Here is a 14,357-nt window from a genome sequence, read left to right as displayed (position 1 = left end):
CAACAAAAGGGAAGGACCCCTCAATCCACCCTTACTCAACTATCGGCGTCTCACTCAAGAAGTGTTACCAGATTGTTCAGTGAACACTCAGAAATCGGAGTTGGACTGATACCGCGACTCCGGCGTGGAACCGTGCTCATGTGGAACCGCCCAAGATGGTGGTGAACAGCGCCGCGCGCCCGTACGCGTGCGCGGCACTGCTGTCGGGGAGATCAACGGCGACGGATGGCCCGCACGACGACATCGTGGATGGTGGTCTCCTTGCCGCCGGGGCCGGGCATGGTGCGGTGCGACTCCTCGGCGGTCACCACCTCCCACCGATCGCGATCGAGGCGTTCGGTGATGGTGACCGCGGTCGCCGAAGCCGATTCGGGCGGACCGTCGGCGTTATGCCCGTGTCCGTGCCCATGTCCGCCGCCGCTGCCGTGACCACTCTGGTGCAGATGGCCGACGATGAGCAGCGTTCCACCGGGCGCCACCCACCCGGCGATGCGGTCGTAGAACTCCAGCTGCGGGATGGCGGGATGTGCGTAGTGCGTGGTGACCAGGCCGTAGCCGATGCCCGGCTCCCACGTGGACAGGTCGGCCCGCACCCACTCCACCCGGTCGCCGACCCCGGCGTCCGCAGCCCGCTCGGCCGCCCGGTCGAGCGCCCCGGCGGCGATGTCGGCGCCGGTGACCTGCCAGCCACGGGTGGCGAGCCAGATCGCCTCGGCGCCTGCGCCGCATCCCGCCTCGAGCGCGGTCCCGGGCGTCAGGTCGCCGACTTCCCGAACCAGATGCGGGTTCGCTGCGCCCGATCCCATGGACTGAGCACGCTCGCCGCCCCAGATCTGATCCCAGTACTCGGTGTCGAACGTGTGCTCCATCAGTTGTCTCCTTCGTCGGCGGCTGCCGCGGACACGGCGCGTTCGAGGTCTTTCATGATGAGGTCGGTGTTGATGTGCTGGGCGGCTCGCGCACCGTCCGCGGCAGCATTGCTGACCTGCGCACCGATGTCGGACGAGTTGCCCGCGGCCCACACTCCGGGCACCGAGGTGGCACCGAACTGGTCGGTCTCGATGAACGCCCCGGCTGGGTGGGTTGTGGGCGAGATGCCGATCCCGGCGACGACATCGGTGCGGGCGACCATCCGCGTGGACACCACCACGGCATCGACCGGCACGGTCGCGCCCCCGTCGAGCCGGACGCCGCTCAGCTCGTCGCCGTCGATCTCGAGTCGCGAGATCACTCCTTCGACGACCTGGGCGTCGAGCGCGTTCAGAGTGGTGCGATCCTGCGGTTCGATCGGGTTGCCGTTGGCGAAGAACACGACGTCCGGACTCCATTGGCGGAACAGCATCACCTTGTGAAACGCCATCGGGTCGGTGCCCAGCACGCCGATCCGACGGTCGCGCACCTCCCAACCGTGGCAGTACGGGCAGTGCAGAACACCGTGTCCCCACTGCTCACGCACTCCGGGGATGTCCGGCAGCTCGTCGACCAGACCGGTGGCGATGAGGAGGCGACGGGCGCGCAGGACAGGGCCGTCGCGAAGCGCCACCGAGAACTCGTCCGGGACCCCGGAGACGCCGGCGACCTCACCGGGGAGAATCTCGCCGCCGTAGCCGACGACCTCGTCACGTCCCCGCGCCAGCAGCTCTCCCGGATTCGTACCCTCGAGGCCGAGCAACCCGTGGACGCCGTCAGCCGGTGCGTTCCTCGGCTCGCCGGCATCGACGACCGTCACCGATCGCCGCGCCCGGGCCAGCGTCAACGCCGCGCTGAGGCCGGCCGCACCGCCTCCTACCACCACTACGTCGCGGGTCTCGTCGTCGCGTTCTGTCATGTCTCGCCCTCCCGGAAACGTCGGCGGCTGCCGTCTCGACAACCTGTCTCCACAAGAATGACCACAATCAGCCGTATTGGCAATACTTGTTGCCGAATGGCAAACTCGAGAACATGGCCGATCCCACAGACCACACTCTCGATGCCGTCGGCACCCGGCTGAAGCACCTGCGGCAGCACCGCGGCACCACGCTGACCGACCTCTCCGAAGAGACCGGCATCTCGAGCAGCACGCTGTCGCGCCTGGAATCCGGGCTCCGGCGCCCGACCTTGGAGCAGTTGCTACCGCTGGCACGCTCGTACGGCGTCACCTTGGATGAGCTCGTCGACGCACCGTTGACCGGTGATCCGCGCGTCAATCTGCGTCCGATCCCCACCGATGACGGTCGGACCATCCTGCCGTTGAGTCGCAGACCCGGCGGCATTCAGGCCTACAAGTTCATCCTGCCCACCGGACGCGACGACGCCGAGCCCGACCTGCGCACGCATGAGGGCTTCGACTGGGCTTTCGTCCTCAACGGCAAGCTGCGCCTCGTCCTCGGCGAGCGCGACCTGATCCTCAGTCCGGGCGAGGCCGCCGAGTTCGACACCCGCACCCCGCACTGGTTCGGCGCCACGAGTTCAGGGCCGGTGGAGTTCCTCAGCCTCGTCGGCAGCCAGGGCGAACGCGCACACGTCCGCACCTCTCCCGCCTGACGGCCGGCCGCCCCTCGATCAACTCCGGGGCGGCGGCGGTCCGGCAGGCGGTGGCCCCATCGGCGGGCGCGGACCACTGGGCCGCGCAGGACCGGGTCCGGGACGGCCGGCGGGCGGACGCGGCATGTTCGGTCCCGGACGGCGCGGCGGCGGGCCCTGGGGGCCACCGGGAGGCGGCCCGTATCGCTGCGGCGGGCGGGGACCGGGCCGGGGTTGTCCGGATGGGGGCGGGCCGGATGGGGGTGGGCCGGATGGGGGTGGGCCACCTGACGGAGGCGGCCCCCCGGGTGGTCCTTGGCGGGGACGCGGAGCATTCGGGGGCGGTCCCGGACGACGCACCTGCGGTGCCCCCTCCGGCGGCGTCGGGGCCTGCCGATTCGGGGCCTGCTGATTCGGCGATCCGGGCTGAGCGCCCGGCTGCGATCGGGCACTCGGTCCTGCCGCCGACTCCGGCCCGGGGTCGACCTCCGTCCAGATGTCCGCATCCGGCACGCCCTCGGCCTCACCGTCCGTCTCGGGAGCCGGATCCCCAACCTGCCCCGGCTCATCGCCTGCCCGCAGAGGCGTAACGAGGCCGGCTGCGCGCGTTGCCTTTCGGCGAGCCTCGGCGATGTCACGACCCGTCGACACCGCGACTCCCATGCGCCGGCGCGAGAAGCTCTCCGGCTTTCCGAACAGCCGGACATCCACCTCGGGGTCGGCGAGTGCCTGCGCGACGCCGGCGAACTTGATGCCCTTCTCATCGTGCTCGCCGTAGATCACGGCGGACGCCCCCGGCGCGACGCTTCGCGTGTCGACGGGCAGCCCGAGAACCGCCCGCGCATGCAGCTCGAACTCGGAGAGCTGCTGGGACGCCAAGGTGACGAGCCCGGTGTCGTGCGGGCGCGGACTCACTTCGGAGAAGTAGACCTCGTCGCCCTTCACGAACAGCTCGACGCCGAAGACACCGCGTCCCAGGAGCGGGTTGCGATCCGGACCTGTCGAAGTGTCGCCCATCGCCGTCGCGATCCTGGCGGCGACCGAGCGGGCCGCGTCACGCGCCACCGGGCTCATCGGTTGCGGCTGCCAGCTCTCGACGTAGTCGCCGGACACCTGCCGGTGCCCGATCGGGTCGCAGAAGTAGGTGGCGAGCCGGCCGGTCGCCGGGTCGACGGCGCGAACCGTCAGCAGCGTGATCTCGTAGTCGAATTCGACGAACCCCTCGACGATCACCCGGTCGTTGCTCACCCGGGCGCCGGTGCGCGCGGCCTCCCACGCAGCGTCGACGTCGTCGGGGCCCTTCAGAACGCTCTGCCCCTTGCCCGACGACGACATGATCGGCTTCACCACACAGGGGAACCCGATGCTGGTCACCGCGCGGCGCATCTCCTCGAGCGACCCCGCGAACAGGTACGGCGATGTCGGAAGCCCGAGTTCCTCGTCTGCCAGCTTGCGGATCCCCTCTCGATTGAGGGTCGCGGAGACGGCCTTCGCGCTGGGGATGACCTCCGCGATTCCGTCCTTCTCGACGTCTTCGAGTGCGTCGGTGGCGATCGCCTCGATCTCCGGGAGCACGTAATGCGGACGGTGTTTGTCGATGACGGCGCGTACCTGCTCGGCGTCTGTCATATCGATGACCTCGGCGTGATGGGCCACCTGGTGCCCCGGTGCGTCCGCGTAGCGGTCGACGGCGATCACCTCGACGCCGAAGCGCTGCAACGCGATAGCCACTTCCTTGCCCAGTTCCCCGGAACCGAGCAGGAGGACCTTGACCGCGGTAGGACTCAGTGGAGTGCCGATCACCGTAGACGCCATGCCTTCCAGTTTACGGGTCTCGGATCCGAGCCCCGGCGCACGCCGTTCGATCGTCGTACGCTGTGCCGGAGCTCTCATCGGAAGGCAGGCGACGCATGAGCAGAGACCTACAGATCACCTTCGACGCGCACGATCCGCGATCGCAGTCGCGGTTCTGGGCGGCGGCCCTCGGCTATCTGATCCCGGGACCGCCGGGCGTGGATCTCGATTCCTGGGCCGATCCGTTCGACGCCTGGGACGCGTTCCTCGAGCGGATGGGAGTCCCGGCTTCCGAATGGAATTCGCGGTCTGCGGCAGAAGATCCGGGCGGGACCGGTGCACGACTGTTCTTCCAGCGTGTTCCCGAGGAGAAGACCGTCAAGAACCGTGTGCATCTCGACGTACGCGGGGCGCCGGGGTTGGCCGGTGACGAGCGAATGGCCGCACTGGAGGCAGCGTGCGCAGAGTTGGAGGCGCTGGGCGCGACGCGGGTGCGACGCCAGGATCCCGATCCTCCGATGGAGGGCGGCTACATCGTGCTGACCGACCCGGAGGACAACGAGTTCTGCCTCGACTGAGGCATTCATCTGGCGACGAACACCGGTGTCGGCTCACTCCGGCCACGCAACGTCACCTCACGCCAGGGGGTCCAGCGGGCCGCTTCCTCCTGCGCCGCGGCATCGATCGCACGTAACGCGGCGACCGGGTACCGCGGATCGTCCTTGGCCAGCTCGCTGAGCCGAGCGCTCTCGTTCACCGGATCGCCGATCACCGTGTACTCGAATCGCTGCACCGCACCGACGTTTCCCGCCACCACGCTGCCGAAGCTCACGCCAACGCCCGCAGACAGCTCCGGCACCCTGGCGTGCAAGCCATCGGAGATCTCACGCGCGGCCACCAACGCACTCGAGGCCGAGTTGTCCAGGTCGACGGGCGCACCGAAGATCGCGAGCACCGCGTCGCCTTCGAATTTGTTGACCAGGCCGCCGTTGCGTTCAGTCGCCTCGACGATCACCGCGAAGAACTTGTTGAGCAGATCCACCACCTCGGTGGGCGAACGGTGCTCAGCGATCGTCGTCGAGCCGATCACGTCGACGAACACGACGGCCACGACGCGCTCCTCTCCCCCGAGCTGCGGATCGCGGCGCAGTGCCGCGGCGGCCACGTCGCGTCCCACGTGACGGCCGAACAGGTCGCGCATGCGCTCCTGCTCCCGCAGACTGCTCACCATCGCGTTGAATCCGTACTGGAGTTCGCCGAGTTCGGAACCGTCGTACACGACGATGTCCTGGGCTCGGTTCACATCGCCGGTCCGGACCGTGGCCATGCCGTCGCGGACGCTGCGCAGCGGCCCGGTGATGCTCCAGACGAACAGGTACTCGGTGAGCAGACCGACGCATGCGGCCACAGCGGCGAGCACGGTCACCGAGATGAGGATGCTCGTCTTGCTCGTGTCCGAGCGCAGGACGCCGAACAGGAGCACCAGCGTGATGCCCGCCAGCGGAATGCCGGTCCCGATGAGCCACGAGTTGATGGCGCGCGAGCGCACCGAGCTACCTCGCAGTCCGAGGCCGGCCTGCAGGATCTGCGCCCATACGGGACGCAGCAGGATCTCGGTGTAGAGCCTGGCGATCGCGACCACGACCGTCGCGCACATCAGGACGATGAACACGGTCTTCATGATGAGATCGGGATCGACGAGTCCGTAACAGAGACCGAGGACGGCAGCGCCGCCCACCCAGAGCAGCCCCTGCATCCACACGAGGCGGCGCACCGCACGCACCGATCGGCGAGCGTCCTCCCGGCTGGGGATCTCGTCGTTTATCGACCACCGCAGCGCCTTGACGGTCGACGCGGTCCCGAAGACGACGCCGATGATCAGAGCAACCAGGATGTAGACAGGGACGGCGATGAAATTGACGTACGCCAAGTCCCATCGGAGCGTTGACGGCTCGGGGATGCCGACCGCACCGAGCCCGACGGCGATCAGGATGCCGATGACGTTCGCCGTGACGACAGCGCCCGTCAGCAGGACCTGAATACGGATGCGTTGCTGACGAGGCGTTTGATCAACGGACCCCAGCATGACGGAGCCGTAGTCCCGATTCAGGCTCGGCAGCTCCATGTCCGGCTAACCCCCGACTACCCGCGTCACACGATCTCGCGGCGAACGATCGTCTCGTCGCGTCCCGGACCCACGCCGATGCACGAGATGTGCGCACCGGAGAGCTCCTCGAGCCGCAGGATGTAGTTCTGCGCGTTCTTCGGCAGTTCCTCGAAGGTCCGACATGCGGAGATGTCCTCCCACCAGCCGGGCATCGTCTCGTAGACGGGCTTGGCGTGATGGAAGTCGGTCTGGGTCATCGGCATGTCGTCGAAACGCTTGCCGTCGACCTCGTATGCGACGCAGATCGGAACCTCCTCCAGACTCGACAGCACGTCGAGCTTCGTGAGGAAGTAATCGGTGATGCCGTTCACCCGGGTCGCGTATCGGGCGATCACCGCGTCGAACCAGCCGGTGCGACGTGAGCGGCCGGTGGTGACACCGACCTCACCGCCGGTCTTGGCCAGGTACTCGCCGGAGTCGTCGAAGAGCTCCGTCGGGAACGGACCTTCGCCGACACGCGTCGTGTACGCCTTCAGGATGCCGAGAACGGTGGTGATCCGGCCGGGACCGATACCCGCACCGACGGACGCGCCGCCCGAGGTCGGGTTGGACGACGTCACGTACGGGTACGTGCCGTGGTCGACGTCGAGCAGTGTGCCCTGCGAGCCTTCGAGCAGGATCGTCTCGCCGCGCTCGAGTGCTTTGTTGAGCTCGAGCCGCGTGTCGGAGATCCGGTGCTTGAATCCCTCTGCGAGCTGCAGCGTCTCATCGACGACCTCGTTAGGATCCAGGCCCTTGCGGTTGTAGATCTTGGTGAGGATCTGATTCTTCACCTCGAGAGCGGCCTCGACCTTCTGCGCGAGGATCTTCTCGTCCAGCACATCGGCGACGCGAACGCCCACGCGGGCGATCTTGTCCTGGTAGCAGGGCCCGATGCCGCGGCCGGTGGTACCGATCTTGCTGTTTCCGAGAAAACGCTCGGTCACCTTGTCGATGGCCACGTGGTACGGCATCAGCAGGTGCGCGTCCGCGGACAGCAGCAACCGTTCGGTGTTGACGTCGCGGTCCTCGAGACCCTGGAGTTCGTTCAACAGGACACTCGGATCGACCACGACGCCGTTGCCGATCACGTTGTTGACGCCGGGCGTCAGGATTCCGGACGGGATCAGGTGGAGCGCGAACGACTCACCGTTCGGCAGGACAACCGTGTGTCCAGCGTTGTTGCCCCCTTGGTAGCGGACGACCCACTGCAGCTTTCCGCCGAGCAGATCTGTCGCCTTACCCTTGCCTTCGTCGCCCCATTGGGCACCGATCAGCACAATCGCAGCCATGTCAGGTGCTCCTCCTATTCGGGACCACCATACTGTGTCGCAGGACCCTCGCGGACCGGAGGCTGCAGAACCCGCGACACGGGTAGTTAGGCTGGGAGGCGTGTCTGCAACGCATCTCTCCCCGTCGACCGGTACATCCGGCGACCCGGGACCAGCCGTTCTCGTCGACCAGGCGTTGGAAGATCCTGACCTGACCCGCATCATCGTGGCTCCGCCAGGGGAGGAAGAGACGGGCATCGCCCCCGATGTGTTCCTCTCGGAGATCGTGGCGGCTCTGATGAAGCACGACCGCCTCGATGTGGAGATCGCCTACGTCGCGCCGCATGAGACCCCGGCGACCAAGGTGTACGGACTCAAGCAGGGCGCCAACGCGATGGCACTCGCCGAATCCGGCGTCGCTCAGAGCGTTCCACTGATCCGCGACGACGCCGCAACCGTGCTGGTGGGCTACGCCAGACACATCGGGGCCGGCGACGAGAAGCTGCACGGTGAGACGTACGTCGATTCGGAGCAACTGTTCGACGGCGAGACCGAGGCGATCGAGATAGAGCCGACGCTCGACGAACCGGGCGTCCGCGGCCGTGTGTCCCGCTGGCTGCCCGGCGGATGGAAGGCCGGCCGGGCCGTCCAGACCGGTGGCAGCAACCTCCTCGTGGAGCGCGAGGGCGTGATCACCGAGCGAGTGGTGAAGCGTTCGACGTTCTACCGACATCACGTCGACTGGAAGCTCGTCGGACTGTGACGACACCGACGACCGCGGCTCTGCGGTCGGTACGGCCCGGGCCGGTGTTCCTCGGCCTGTGCGTCGCCTTCGCAGCGGGCGTCGGTCTGCTGCTGTCGACGGGCGCCGACCGGTCGGCGCTCGCGGTTGTCGGTGCACTGCTGCTGATCCTCAGCGGCTGGGTCATCTCGCTGTCGCTGCACGAGTTCGGGCATGCGTTCACCGCGTTCCGGTACGGCGACCGATCCGCCGAACTGCGGGGATACCTGACCCTCAACCCGCTCAAGTACACCCATCCCGGACTGTCACTCGGCCTGCCGTTGCTGATCATCGCTCTCGGCGGCATCGGCTTTCCCGGCGGCGCCGTCTACGTCAACCAATCCGGCTTCACCAGCGCCCAGCGGACCAAGGTGTCGCTGGCCGGCCCGGCCGCGAACCTGATCATCGGCGCCGTGCTGTGCATGGTGCTGCTGGTGTACCCGCTGAGTATCGACAACGTGAATCTGTGGACGTCCCTCGCCGTGCTGGCGTTCCTGCAGTTCACGGCCGTCATCCTCAACATCATTCCGGTGCCCGGATTCGACGGCTATCACGCCATCGAGCCGTACCTGTCGTGGGATCTGCGGCGCAGCGCGGAGAAGATCGCGCCGTTCGGGTTCCTCATCGTCTTCGCATTGCTGTGGATCCCGTTCCTCAACCGCGCGTTCTTCGACCTGGTTTACGGGCTGCTCGACATGTTCGGCCTCGACCCCGGATTCGTCGCCTACGGCATGGATCTGTTCGTCTTCTGGCGGTAGGAACCGAGTCGGCCACCACGCGAGGGGCACCAGGCCAGAGTCACCAGGCTAGGGGTCACCAGGCGAGTTCGCCGGTACACGCCGAGCGGCTTCCCGACGATTCGATCTGCACCGTCGCGTGATCGAGACCGTGTGATTCGAGGACGCTGCGCGCGTCCGCGAGAACGCGGGAGTTGTTCACCGACGCCGTCAGGTGCACTGTGGCGACGTCCATCCCGGTGGTCACCGACCACACGTGGAGATCGTGGACGTCCTCCACCCCGGCGACGTCGATGAGATCGGCGCGCAGTACATCCATGTCGATGTGCGACGGCGCCTGCTGGTTGAGAATCCGGAGCGCGTCGAGCGCGAGTCTCACCGCACGCGGCACCACCCACAGAGCGATCAGCACGGCAACCACCAGGTCGGCGTATCCCCATCCGACGGTGACGGTGAGAATGCCCGCGATCAGGACCCCGACGCTGCCGATCGCGTCGGCGAGCACTTCCAGGTACGCGCCGCGGACTGCGATCGACCCGCCGGCGTCGCCGCGGATCAAGAGCATGACGACCAGGTTGGCGAGCAATCCGAGGATCGCGACGATGATCATCGGCCCGCCCATCACCGCAGGATCGTCCCCGATGCGACGAATGGCTTCGACCAGGACGAAGGCGCCGACGCCGATCAGCAGGACGGCGTTCAGGACCGCGGTGAACACCTCGGCGCGGTACCAGCCGAAGCTCCGACCGTCGGTCACGCGGCCGTGGCGGGCCAGAAGCAGGGCGGACAGGCCCATGCACAGCGCGACGACGTCGGTGAGCATGTGCCCGGCGTCGGCGATGAGGGCCAGCGAGTCCGCGATGAGGCCGGTGACGAGTTCGACGACGAAGAATGCGGCGATGATGACCACAGATACCGCCATCGGCCAGATGCGTCGGTGCCCCGCACCGCCGCCGGCGAGATCGGCCGCGGTGGGACCGTGACTGTGCCCGTCGTGCTCGTGTCCGCTACCCATGACCTCAATATATGCGTGTTATTGAATATGTCAAGGACGACGTCCACGAACTGGCAGTCGCGTGCGGGAGTGTCGCGCGGTGACGGCGCCCTCCCGATCGTGCGGCGCCGGGGCGGGTCTACCGCGGCATATGCAGCTGCGCGATGGCCGACATCCGCTTGAGTCCGGCCACCATCATCATGTCCACCAGCAGTGAACGCAGTTCCACCAGCAGCGCGGCCTCCGAGAGGTCGTCGACGCTGTCGGCCAGCGATGTCCTGGCCTTACGCACGATGGAGCGGATGACCCGTGCCGCGTCGGCCTCATCGGGCTCCTGCCCCGGTTCGGCCATCATCATCTCGCGCAGGATCTCGAAACCGCGGCACAGGTCGCTGACGATCTCCACGATCGCAGGCTCGACGGCCACGCCGCGCTGCGTCACCCCGAGCGCACGTCGCGCGATGACCCGGAAGTTGCGCACGGCGTTGTCGATCGGCTCCGCCGTCGCCGAAATTCGCTGGATGCGCTTGCGTGACGCCCAGTACAGCGGCGAGATCCGGACCACCTCGCGACCGGACGCCACGTCCGAGTGCAGAGAGTCGACGGCCCCTTGGGTACCGCGCGCCGACTCGAGCACCCGGTACATGGCCTCCTCGTCCTCGAGTCGCAGCGCCATCGCCAGGTCGGCCGACAGGTTCTGGAGAGTCTCGAGGATCGCCGCCGCATCTCGCCTGGCCCGTCGTGCGGGATTCACCGGTAGGACCGCGACCACCAGTAATCCGATGGCGCCGCCGATGAGTGCGTCCGCGGCGCGGTCGAAGCTACCTGCCCCCGGTGCGATCAAGGTCGCGATCAGCACCGCCGACGACGCGGACTGGATCGGGATGATCGGCCCGCGATCGAGGAACACCGCGATGCACATGGCCACCATCACCACGACGACGATCTGCCATGCACCGGTCCCGAGTCTCGAGATCAGCAGGTCGCCGACGATGATGCCGATGAGCACGCCGCCGATCAGCTCCACCGACCGCCGCCACCGCCGGGCCAAGGTGAGCCCGAGCGAGACGACCGCCGCGATCGGCGCGAAGAACGGCTTGACGTGGTCGAGCAGGTCCGCCGCGATCCACCAGGAAAGACCCGCCGCGACGGCGCACTGGATGATCGGCACCAGCGAGATCCATACGCGTCTGAGCCGAACCCGCAGGAATCGAGGCATCCGCGCAGCGATCCGTCCGCGGAGTGACACCAACGCGTGGTCTCCAGCGAGGTGTGCTTCGCGGATCTGCTCGGCGGGCCGTCTGTTCAGTGTTGTTCTCCTGGCTCAGTCCAGGCCGAGCTCGGTGATCGCACGCGGGTCACTGTCGTTCAGCAGATCGAGGCAGCGCAGGTGCTCGTCCTCTTCACCGACCGCCGCGGCGGCACGCGCGAGGGCGCCGACGCAGCGGAGGAACCCCTGATTCTGCTCATGGCTCCACGGCACGGGCCCGAAGCCCTTCCAACCGTGGCGCCGAAGCTGGTCGAGTCCGCGGTGGTAGCCGGTGCGTGCGTACGCGTACGCCGCGATCACGCGGCCGGTGTCCGGCTCCGCGCCGTCGGTCGCGCCATCGAGCGACGCCTCGGCCAGGTAAGCCCAGGCGACGGACGCCGTCGGATGTTCAGCTGCGACGGCTGCCGGGTCGGCCCCATTGAGCAGATCCGATTCGGCTTCATCGTCTCCCGTGAGGAGTGTGGGCGGCGGTCCGAGCAAGTCTCCGAATGAGGTCACAGCCCCATTCAATCATTGACTGCGCTGTCCGGCGCAGCCCATCGCGGAGAGATTCGATACGCTCGACATCGCGTCAGAACCGCGCAGCCTTCCATCGATACACGGGATAGAGCCAGATGCCTGATTCGGATAACGACAAGACAGCCGCCATCAACAAGGTGGTCGGCGCGTTCCGTGCTCGCCGCAAGCAGGCGAAGAACCGCACCGAGACTGCGTCGTCCACGCGAGACGCCGCAGGTGCGAAGCCCGATCCAACGGCGACGGTCGACAAGAGCAAGCGCCCGTCGGGTCGGAGCGACGCAGGCGAGGCCGGTGCGGGCAAGACCGATGCAGGCCAGGCTGGCGGCGGCAAACCAGGCGCAGCCGCGACCGGCGACGCCAAGGCAGGCACGGGCCGCGCCGAGTCGAGCAAGGCCGGGCCGGGCAAGCCCGAGCCCAAGACGCCGGAGACCGACTCGCAGAAGTCGGACTCCGCCGACACGAGCGCCGCAGCCAAGGGCGCGGATAAGAGCTCGTCCGAAAAGGAGCCGGCAGCGAAGGAGTCATCCAGCGAGGACTCGAGCGCCGAGGGCTCGGCCGACAAGAGCGCTGCCGCGAAGAAGGACTCGGCCGGCAAGGACTCAGGCGTCACGGGCTCAGGCGGCACGGGCTCAGGCGGCAAGGATTCAGACAGCAAGGATTCAGGCGACGAGGACTCCGCTGACAAGGACTCCGCCGCCGAGAATTCCGATGCCAAGGGCGTCGTCGGCAAGGCAGGTACGACCGGCGCAGCAGTCGGCGCAGGGGCGGCAGTCGGGGCAGGGGCCGCAGCCGGCGCCTCCACGAACACCGAGAAGGCCGGTGACGCGGAGAATGTCGACAAGACAGCCGACGCGGCCACCGAGACCAAGAAGGAGCGCAAGGAGGCGACTCGCGTCGTGAAGCTCGACGATGACGAGGCCCCTGAGCCCAAGGGCGGCGGCAGTTCGGATACGCCGACCAAGGCGTTCAAGATCCCCACGCAGGCCAAGTCCGCAGCAGCTGGCGGTGCCGGCGTCGCGGGCGCCTCCGCGGCTGCAGCTGCAGCTGCAGGCAAGAAGGACGAGGACCCCGAGTCCGTCCCCACAACAGACGAGAAGCCCGGCGAGAAGAACGCCGGAAACGACGAGGCGGCCACCGAATCCGGCACTCCGGGTAAGGAATCGGACTCAGACGAGAAGAAGACCGGATCCGGCGATCTCGTCGAGGAGACTGTCGTCGGCGAACCCATCGCGGCGAAGTCCGCCGGGACGGATGACAGCCCCACCGAAGCCGCGGACGACAAACCGAAGGTCGCCGAGGAATCGGTGGACGTGGAGTCCGCCGACGATGCCGACTCGGCGGACGACGAATCGGCCGACTCAGCCGACGAGTCGCCGAAGGAGAGCGGTGCCGGAAAGGCAGTCGCAGGTGCGGCCGCGGTGGGCGCAGCGGGCGCAGCAGCCGTCGCCGCGAAGAGCCACGGCTCCAAGGACGATAAGGCCGATAAGGCCGACGAGTCGGATACGTCCAAGGGCGAAGACGAGCCCAGCGACAAGACCGATCAGGAGGCCGCTGGCGCCCGTCCGAAGGACTCCGCCAAGGGTTCGGTCGAGTCCAGCGCCGATACGACGCCGACCGAGAAGATGGCGGCGGCAGGAGCGGGCGCGGCTGGAGCGGGCGCAGCAGGAGCCGCGGCCGCGGCAACCGCCAAGCAGAAGCCGCAGGAGCGCGGTGACGCGAAGCAGGCTGCAGGCCAGAAACCGGGCCAGCAGAAGCCGGCCCCGAGCGCCCAGCAGGGCCAGGCTCAGCAGCCACCGAAGCAGCAGCAGCCTAAGCAGGGGCAGCAGCAGGCACAGGCCAAGAAGCAGCAGGCCCAGCCGCAGGTCATCGCGCCTACCACCGAGAAGAAGAAGGGCCGCGGCAAGCTGCTCGCCGCGCTGATCGCCGCCGTCGTGGTGATCGCGGCCATCGCCGTCGGCCTCTGGTACCTGTTCGTCGGCAATTCGGACGAGTCCCAAGTCGCCGACACTGCGACGACGTACCAGGAGGCGATGAACGACGGCGACCTCAGCACGCTGCGTGAGGTCACCTGCGGCGAGGAGAACGAGTACTACTCGTCGATCTCCGACGCCGACTTCGACAAGGCCTACCAGTCGCAGAAGGACCGCAACGAGTTCATGAAGTTCGACGAGGTGGATGCGGTGGCCATCGACGGCGACGTCGCCCGCGTCGGCGTCGACATGTACCCGGCCAACGATCCGGCGGAGAGTGCTCCCGCACGAATCACGCTGCACAAGGTCGGCGACGACTGGAAGGTCTGCCAGAGGCCGTAACGCCGTCAGACATAAGAAGAGGGGCGCCCCA

Annotated in this window: 13 protein-coding genes; 5 read left to right on the top strand and 8 right to left on the bottom strand. The window is 67.7% G+C overall.

The window, feature by feature from the left end:
* Positions 1 to 212 precede the first annotated feature (212 nt).
* Both FO044_RS01520 and FO044_RS01515 read right to left on the bottom strand, forming a co-directional pair.
* Positions 213 to 869, bottom strand: a complete 657-nt coding sequence (locus FO044_RS01520; protein WP_132992917.1) for a class I SAM-dependent methyltransferase — start codon at positions 867 to 869, stop codon at positions 213 to 215.
* The gene (locus tag FO044_RS01515) at positions 869 to 1,828 is read right to left on the bottom strand and encodes an NAD(P)/FAD-dependent oxidoreductase (protein ID WP_132992916.1); all 960 of its coding nucleotides are present in this window, start codon (positions 1,826 to 1,828) and stop codon (positions 869 to 871) included. The genes FO044_RS01520 and FO044_RS01515 overlap by 1 nt, the downstream gene beginning before the upstream one ends.
* Before the next feature lie 113 nt (positions 1,829 to 1,941).
* On the opposite strand from FO044_RS01515, the gene FO044_RS01510 reads away from it, so the two are divergent.
* Positions 1,942 to 2,523: a helix-turn-helix domain-containing protein gene (locus FO044_RS01510; RefSeq protein WP_132992915.1), complete on the top strand. Its 582-nt coding sequence runs from the start codon at positions 1,942 to 1,944 to the stop codon at positions 2,521 to 2,523.
* An 18-nt stretch (positions 2,524 to 2,541) separates the two neighbouring features.
* Here the strand turns inward: FO044_RS01510 and purT are convergent, their stop codons facing one another.
* The gene (purT, locus tag FO044_RS01505; RefSeq protein ID WP_132992914.1) at positions 2,542 to 4,317 is read right to left on the bottom strand and encodes a formate-dependent phosphoribosylglycinamide formyltransferase; all 1,776 of its coding nucleotides are present in this window, start codon (positions 4,315 to 4,317) and stop codon (positions 2,542 to 2,544) included.
* 95 nt (positions 4,318 to 4,412) lie between these two features.
* Between purT and FO044_RS01500 the strand changes: the two genes are divergently transcribed.
* A complete protein-coding gene (locus FO044_RS01500) occupies positions 4,413 to 4,874 on the top strand; it encodes a VOC family protein (RefSeq protein WP_132992913.1) in 462 nt (153 codons plus the stop codon).
* Positions 4,875 to 4,879: 5 nt separating this feature from the next.
* On the opposite strand, the gene FO044_RS01495 is transcribed toward FO044_RS01500, so the two are convergent.
* Positions 4,880 to 6,421 (bottom strand): adenylate/guanylate cyclase domain-containing protein, encoded by a 1,542-nt coding sequence (locus FO044_RS01495; protein WP_165943075.1) that lies wholly within the window; start codon positions 6,419 to 6,421, stop codon positions 4,880 to 4,882.
* Positions 6,422 to 6,447: 26 nt separating this feature from the next.
* Positions 6,448 to 7,734 (bottom strand): adenylosuccinate synthase, encoded by a 1,287-nt coding sequence (locus FO044_RS01490; protein ID WP_132992912.1) that lies wholly within the window; start codon positions 7,732 to 7,734, stop codon positions 6,448 to 6,450.
* A gap of 100 nt (positions 7,735 to 7,834) precedes the next feature.
* On the opposite strand from FO044_RS01490, the gene FO044_RS01485 reads away from it, so the two are divergent.
* Both FO044_RS01485 and FO044_RS01480 read left to right on the top strand, forming a co-directional pair.
* Positions 7,835 to 8,476: a hypothetical protein gene (locus FO044_RS01485; protein WP_132992911.1), complete on the top strand. Its 642-nt coding sequence runs from the start codon at positions 7,835 to 7,837 to the stop codon at positions 8,474 to 8,476.
* Positions 8,473 to 9,252 (top strand): site-2 protease family protein, encoded by a 780-nt coding sequence (locus tag FO044_RS01480; RefSeq protein ID WP_132992910.1) that lies wholly within the window; start codon positions 8,473 to 8,475, stop codon positions 9,250 to 9,252. Before FO044_RS01485 ends, FO044_RS01480 begins: the two co-directional genes overlap by 4 nt.
* Positions 9,253 to 9,307: 55 nt before the next feature.
* On the opposite strand, the gene FO044_RS01475 is transcribed toward FO044_RS01480, so the two are convergent.
* The 3 genes from FO044_RS01475 to FO044_RS01465 all read right to left on the bottom strand — a co-directional run bounded on the left by FO044_RS01475 (position 9,308) and on the right by FO044_RS01465 (position 11,993).
* Positions 9,308 to 10,246, bottom strand: coding sequence for a cation diffusion facilitator family transporter (locus FO044_RS01475; protein ID WP_132992909.1), 939 nt, complete (start codon positions 10,244 to 10,246; stop codon positions 9,308 to 9,310).
* A gap of 118 nt (positions 10,247 to 10,364) precedes the next feature.
* The gene (locus FO044_RS01470; protein WP_132992908.1) at positions 10,365 to 11,444 is read right to left on the bottom strand and encodes an FUSC family protein; all 1,080 of its coding nucleotides are present in this window, start codon (positions 11,442 to 11,444) and stop codon (positions 10,365 to 10,367) included.
* Between the two features lie 105 nt (positions 11,445 to 11,549).
* Complete coding sequence (locus tag FO044_RS01465) at positions 11,550 to 11,993, bottom strand: DUF3151 domain-containing protein (RefSeq protein ID WP_132992907.1); 444 nt, start codon at positions 11,991 to 11,993, stop codon at positions 11,550 to 11,552.
* 116 nt (positions 11,994 to 12,109) lie between these two features.
* Between FO044_RS01465 and FO044_RS14975 the strand changes: the two genes are divergently transcribed.
* Entirely contained in the window at positions 12,110 to 14,326 is a 2,217-nt protein-coding gene (locus tag FO044_RS14975; protein WP_186290572.1) for an Rv0361 family membrane protein, read from the top strand.
* The last annotated feature ends 31 nt before the right edge of the window (positions 14,327 to 14,357 follow it).

Source organism: Gordonia zhaorongruii (assembly GCF_007559005.1).
Classification (GTDB): domain Bacteria; phylum Actinomycetota; class Actinomycetes; order Mycobacteriales; family Mycobacteriaceae; genus Gordonia; species Gordonia zhaorongruii.
Note: the sequence above shows the minus strand (reverse complement) of the source record. Positions and strands in the feature narration are given on the sequence as shown.

Bases quoted from the DNA above. Each gene is read 5' to 3' on its own strand.
- FO044_RS01520 (WP_132992917.1), bottom strand. From the start codon at position 869: ATGGAGCACACGTTCGACACCGAGTACTGGGATCAGATCTGGGGCGGC.
- FO044_RS01515 (WP_132992916.1), bottom strand. From the start codon at position 1,828: ATGACAGAACGCGACGACGAGACCCGCGACGTAGTGGTGGTAGGAGGC.
- FO044_RS01510 (WP_132992915.1), top strand. From the start codon at position 1,942: ATGGCCGATCCCACAGACCACACTCTCGATGCCGTCGGCACCCGGCTG.
- purT (WP_132992914.1), bottom strand. From the start codon at position 4,317: ATGGCGTCTACGGTGATCGGCACTCCACTGAGTCCTACCGCGGTCAAG.
- FO044_RS01500 (WP_132992913.1), top strand. From the start codon at position 4,413: ATGAGCAGAGACCTACAGATCACCTTCGACGCGCACGATCCGCGATCG.
- FO044_RS01495 (WP_165943075.1), bottom strand. From the start codon at position 6,421: ATGGAGCTGCCGAGCCTGAATCGGGACTACGGCTCCGTCATGCTGGGG.
- FO044_RS01490 (WP_132992912.1), bottom strand. From the start codon at position 7,734: ATGGCTGCGATTGTGCTGATCGGTGCCCAATGGGGCGACGAAGGCAAG.
- FO044_RS01475 (WP_132992909.1), bottom strand. From the start codon at position 10,246: ATGGGTAGCGGACACGAGCACGACGGGCACAGTCACGGTCCCACCGCG.
- FO044_RS01470 (WP_132992908.1), bottom strand. From the start codon at position 11,444: ATGCCTCGATTCCTGCGGGTTCGGCTCAGACGCGTATGGATCTCGCTG.
- FO044_RS14975 (WP_186290572.1), top strand. From the start codon at position 12,110: ATGCCTGATTCGGATAACGACAAGACAGCCGCCATCAACAAGGTGGTC.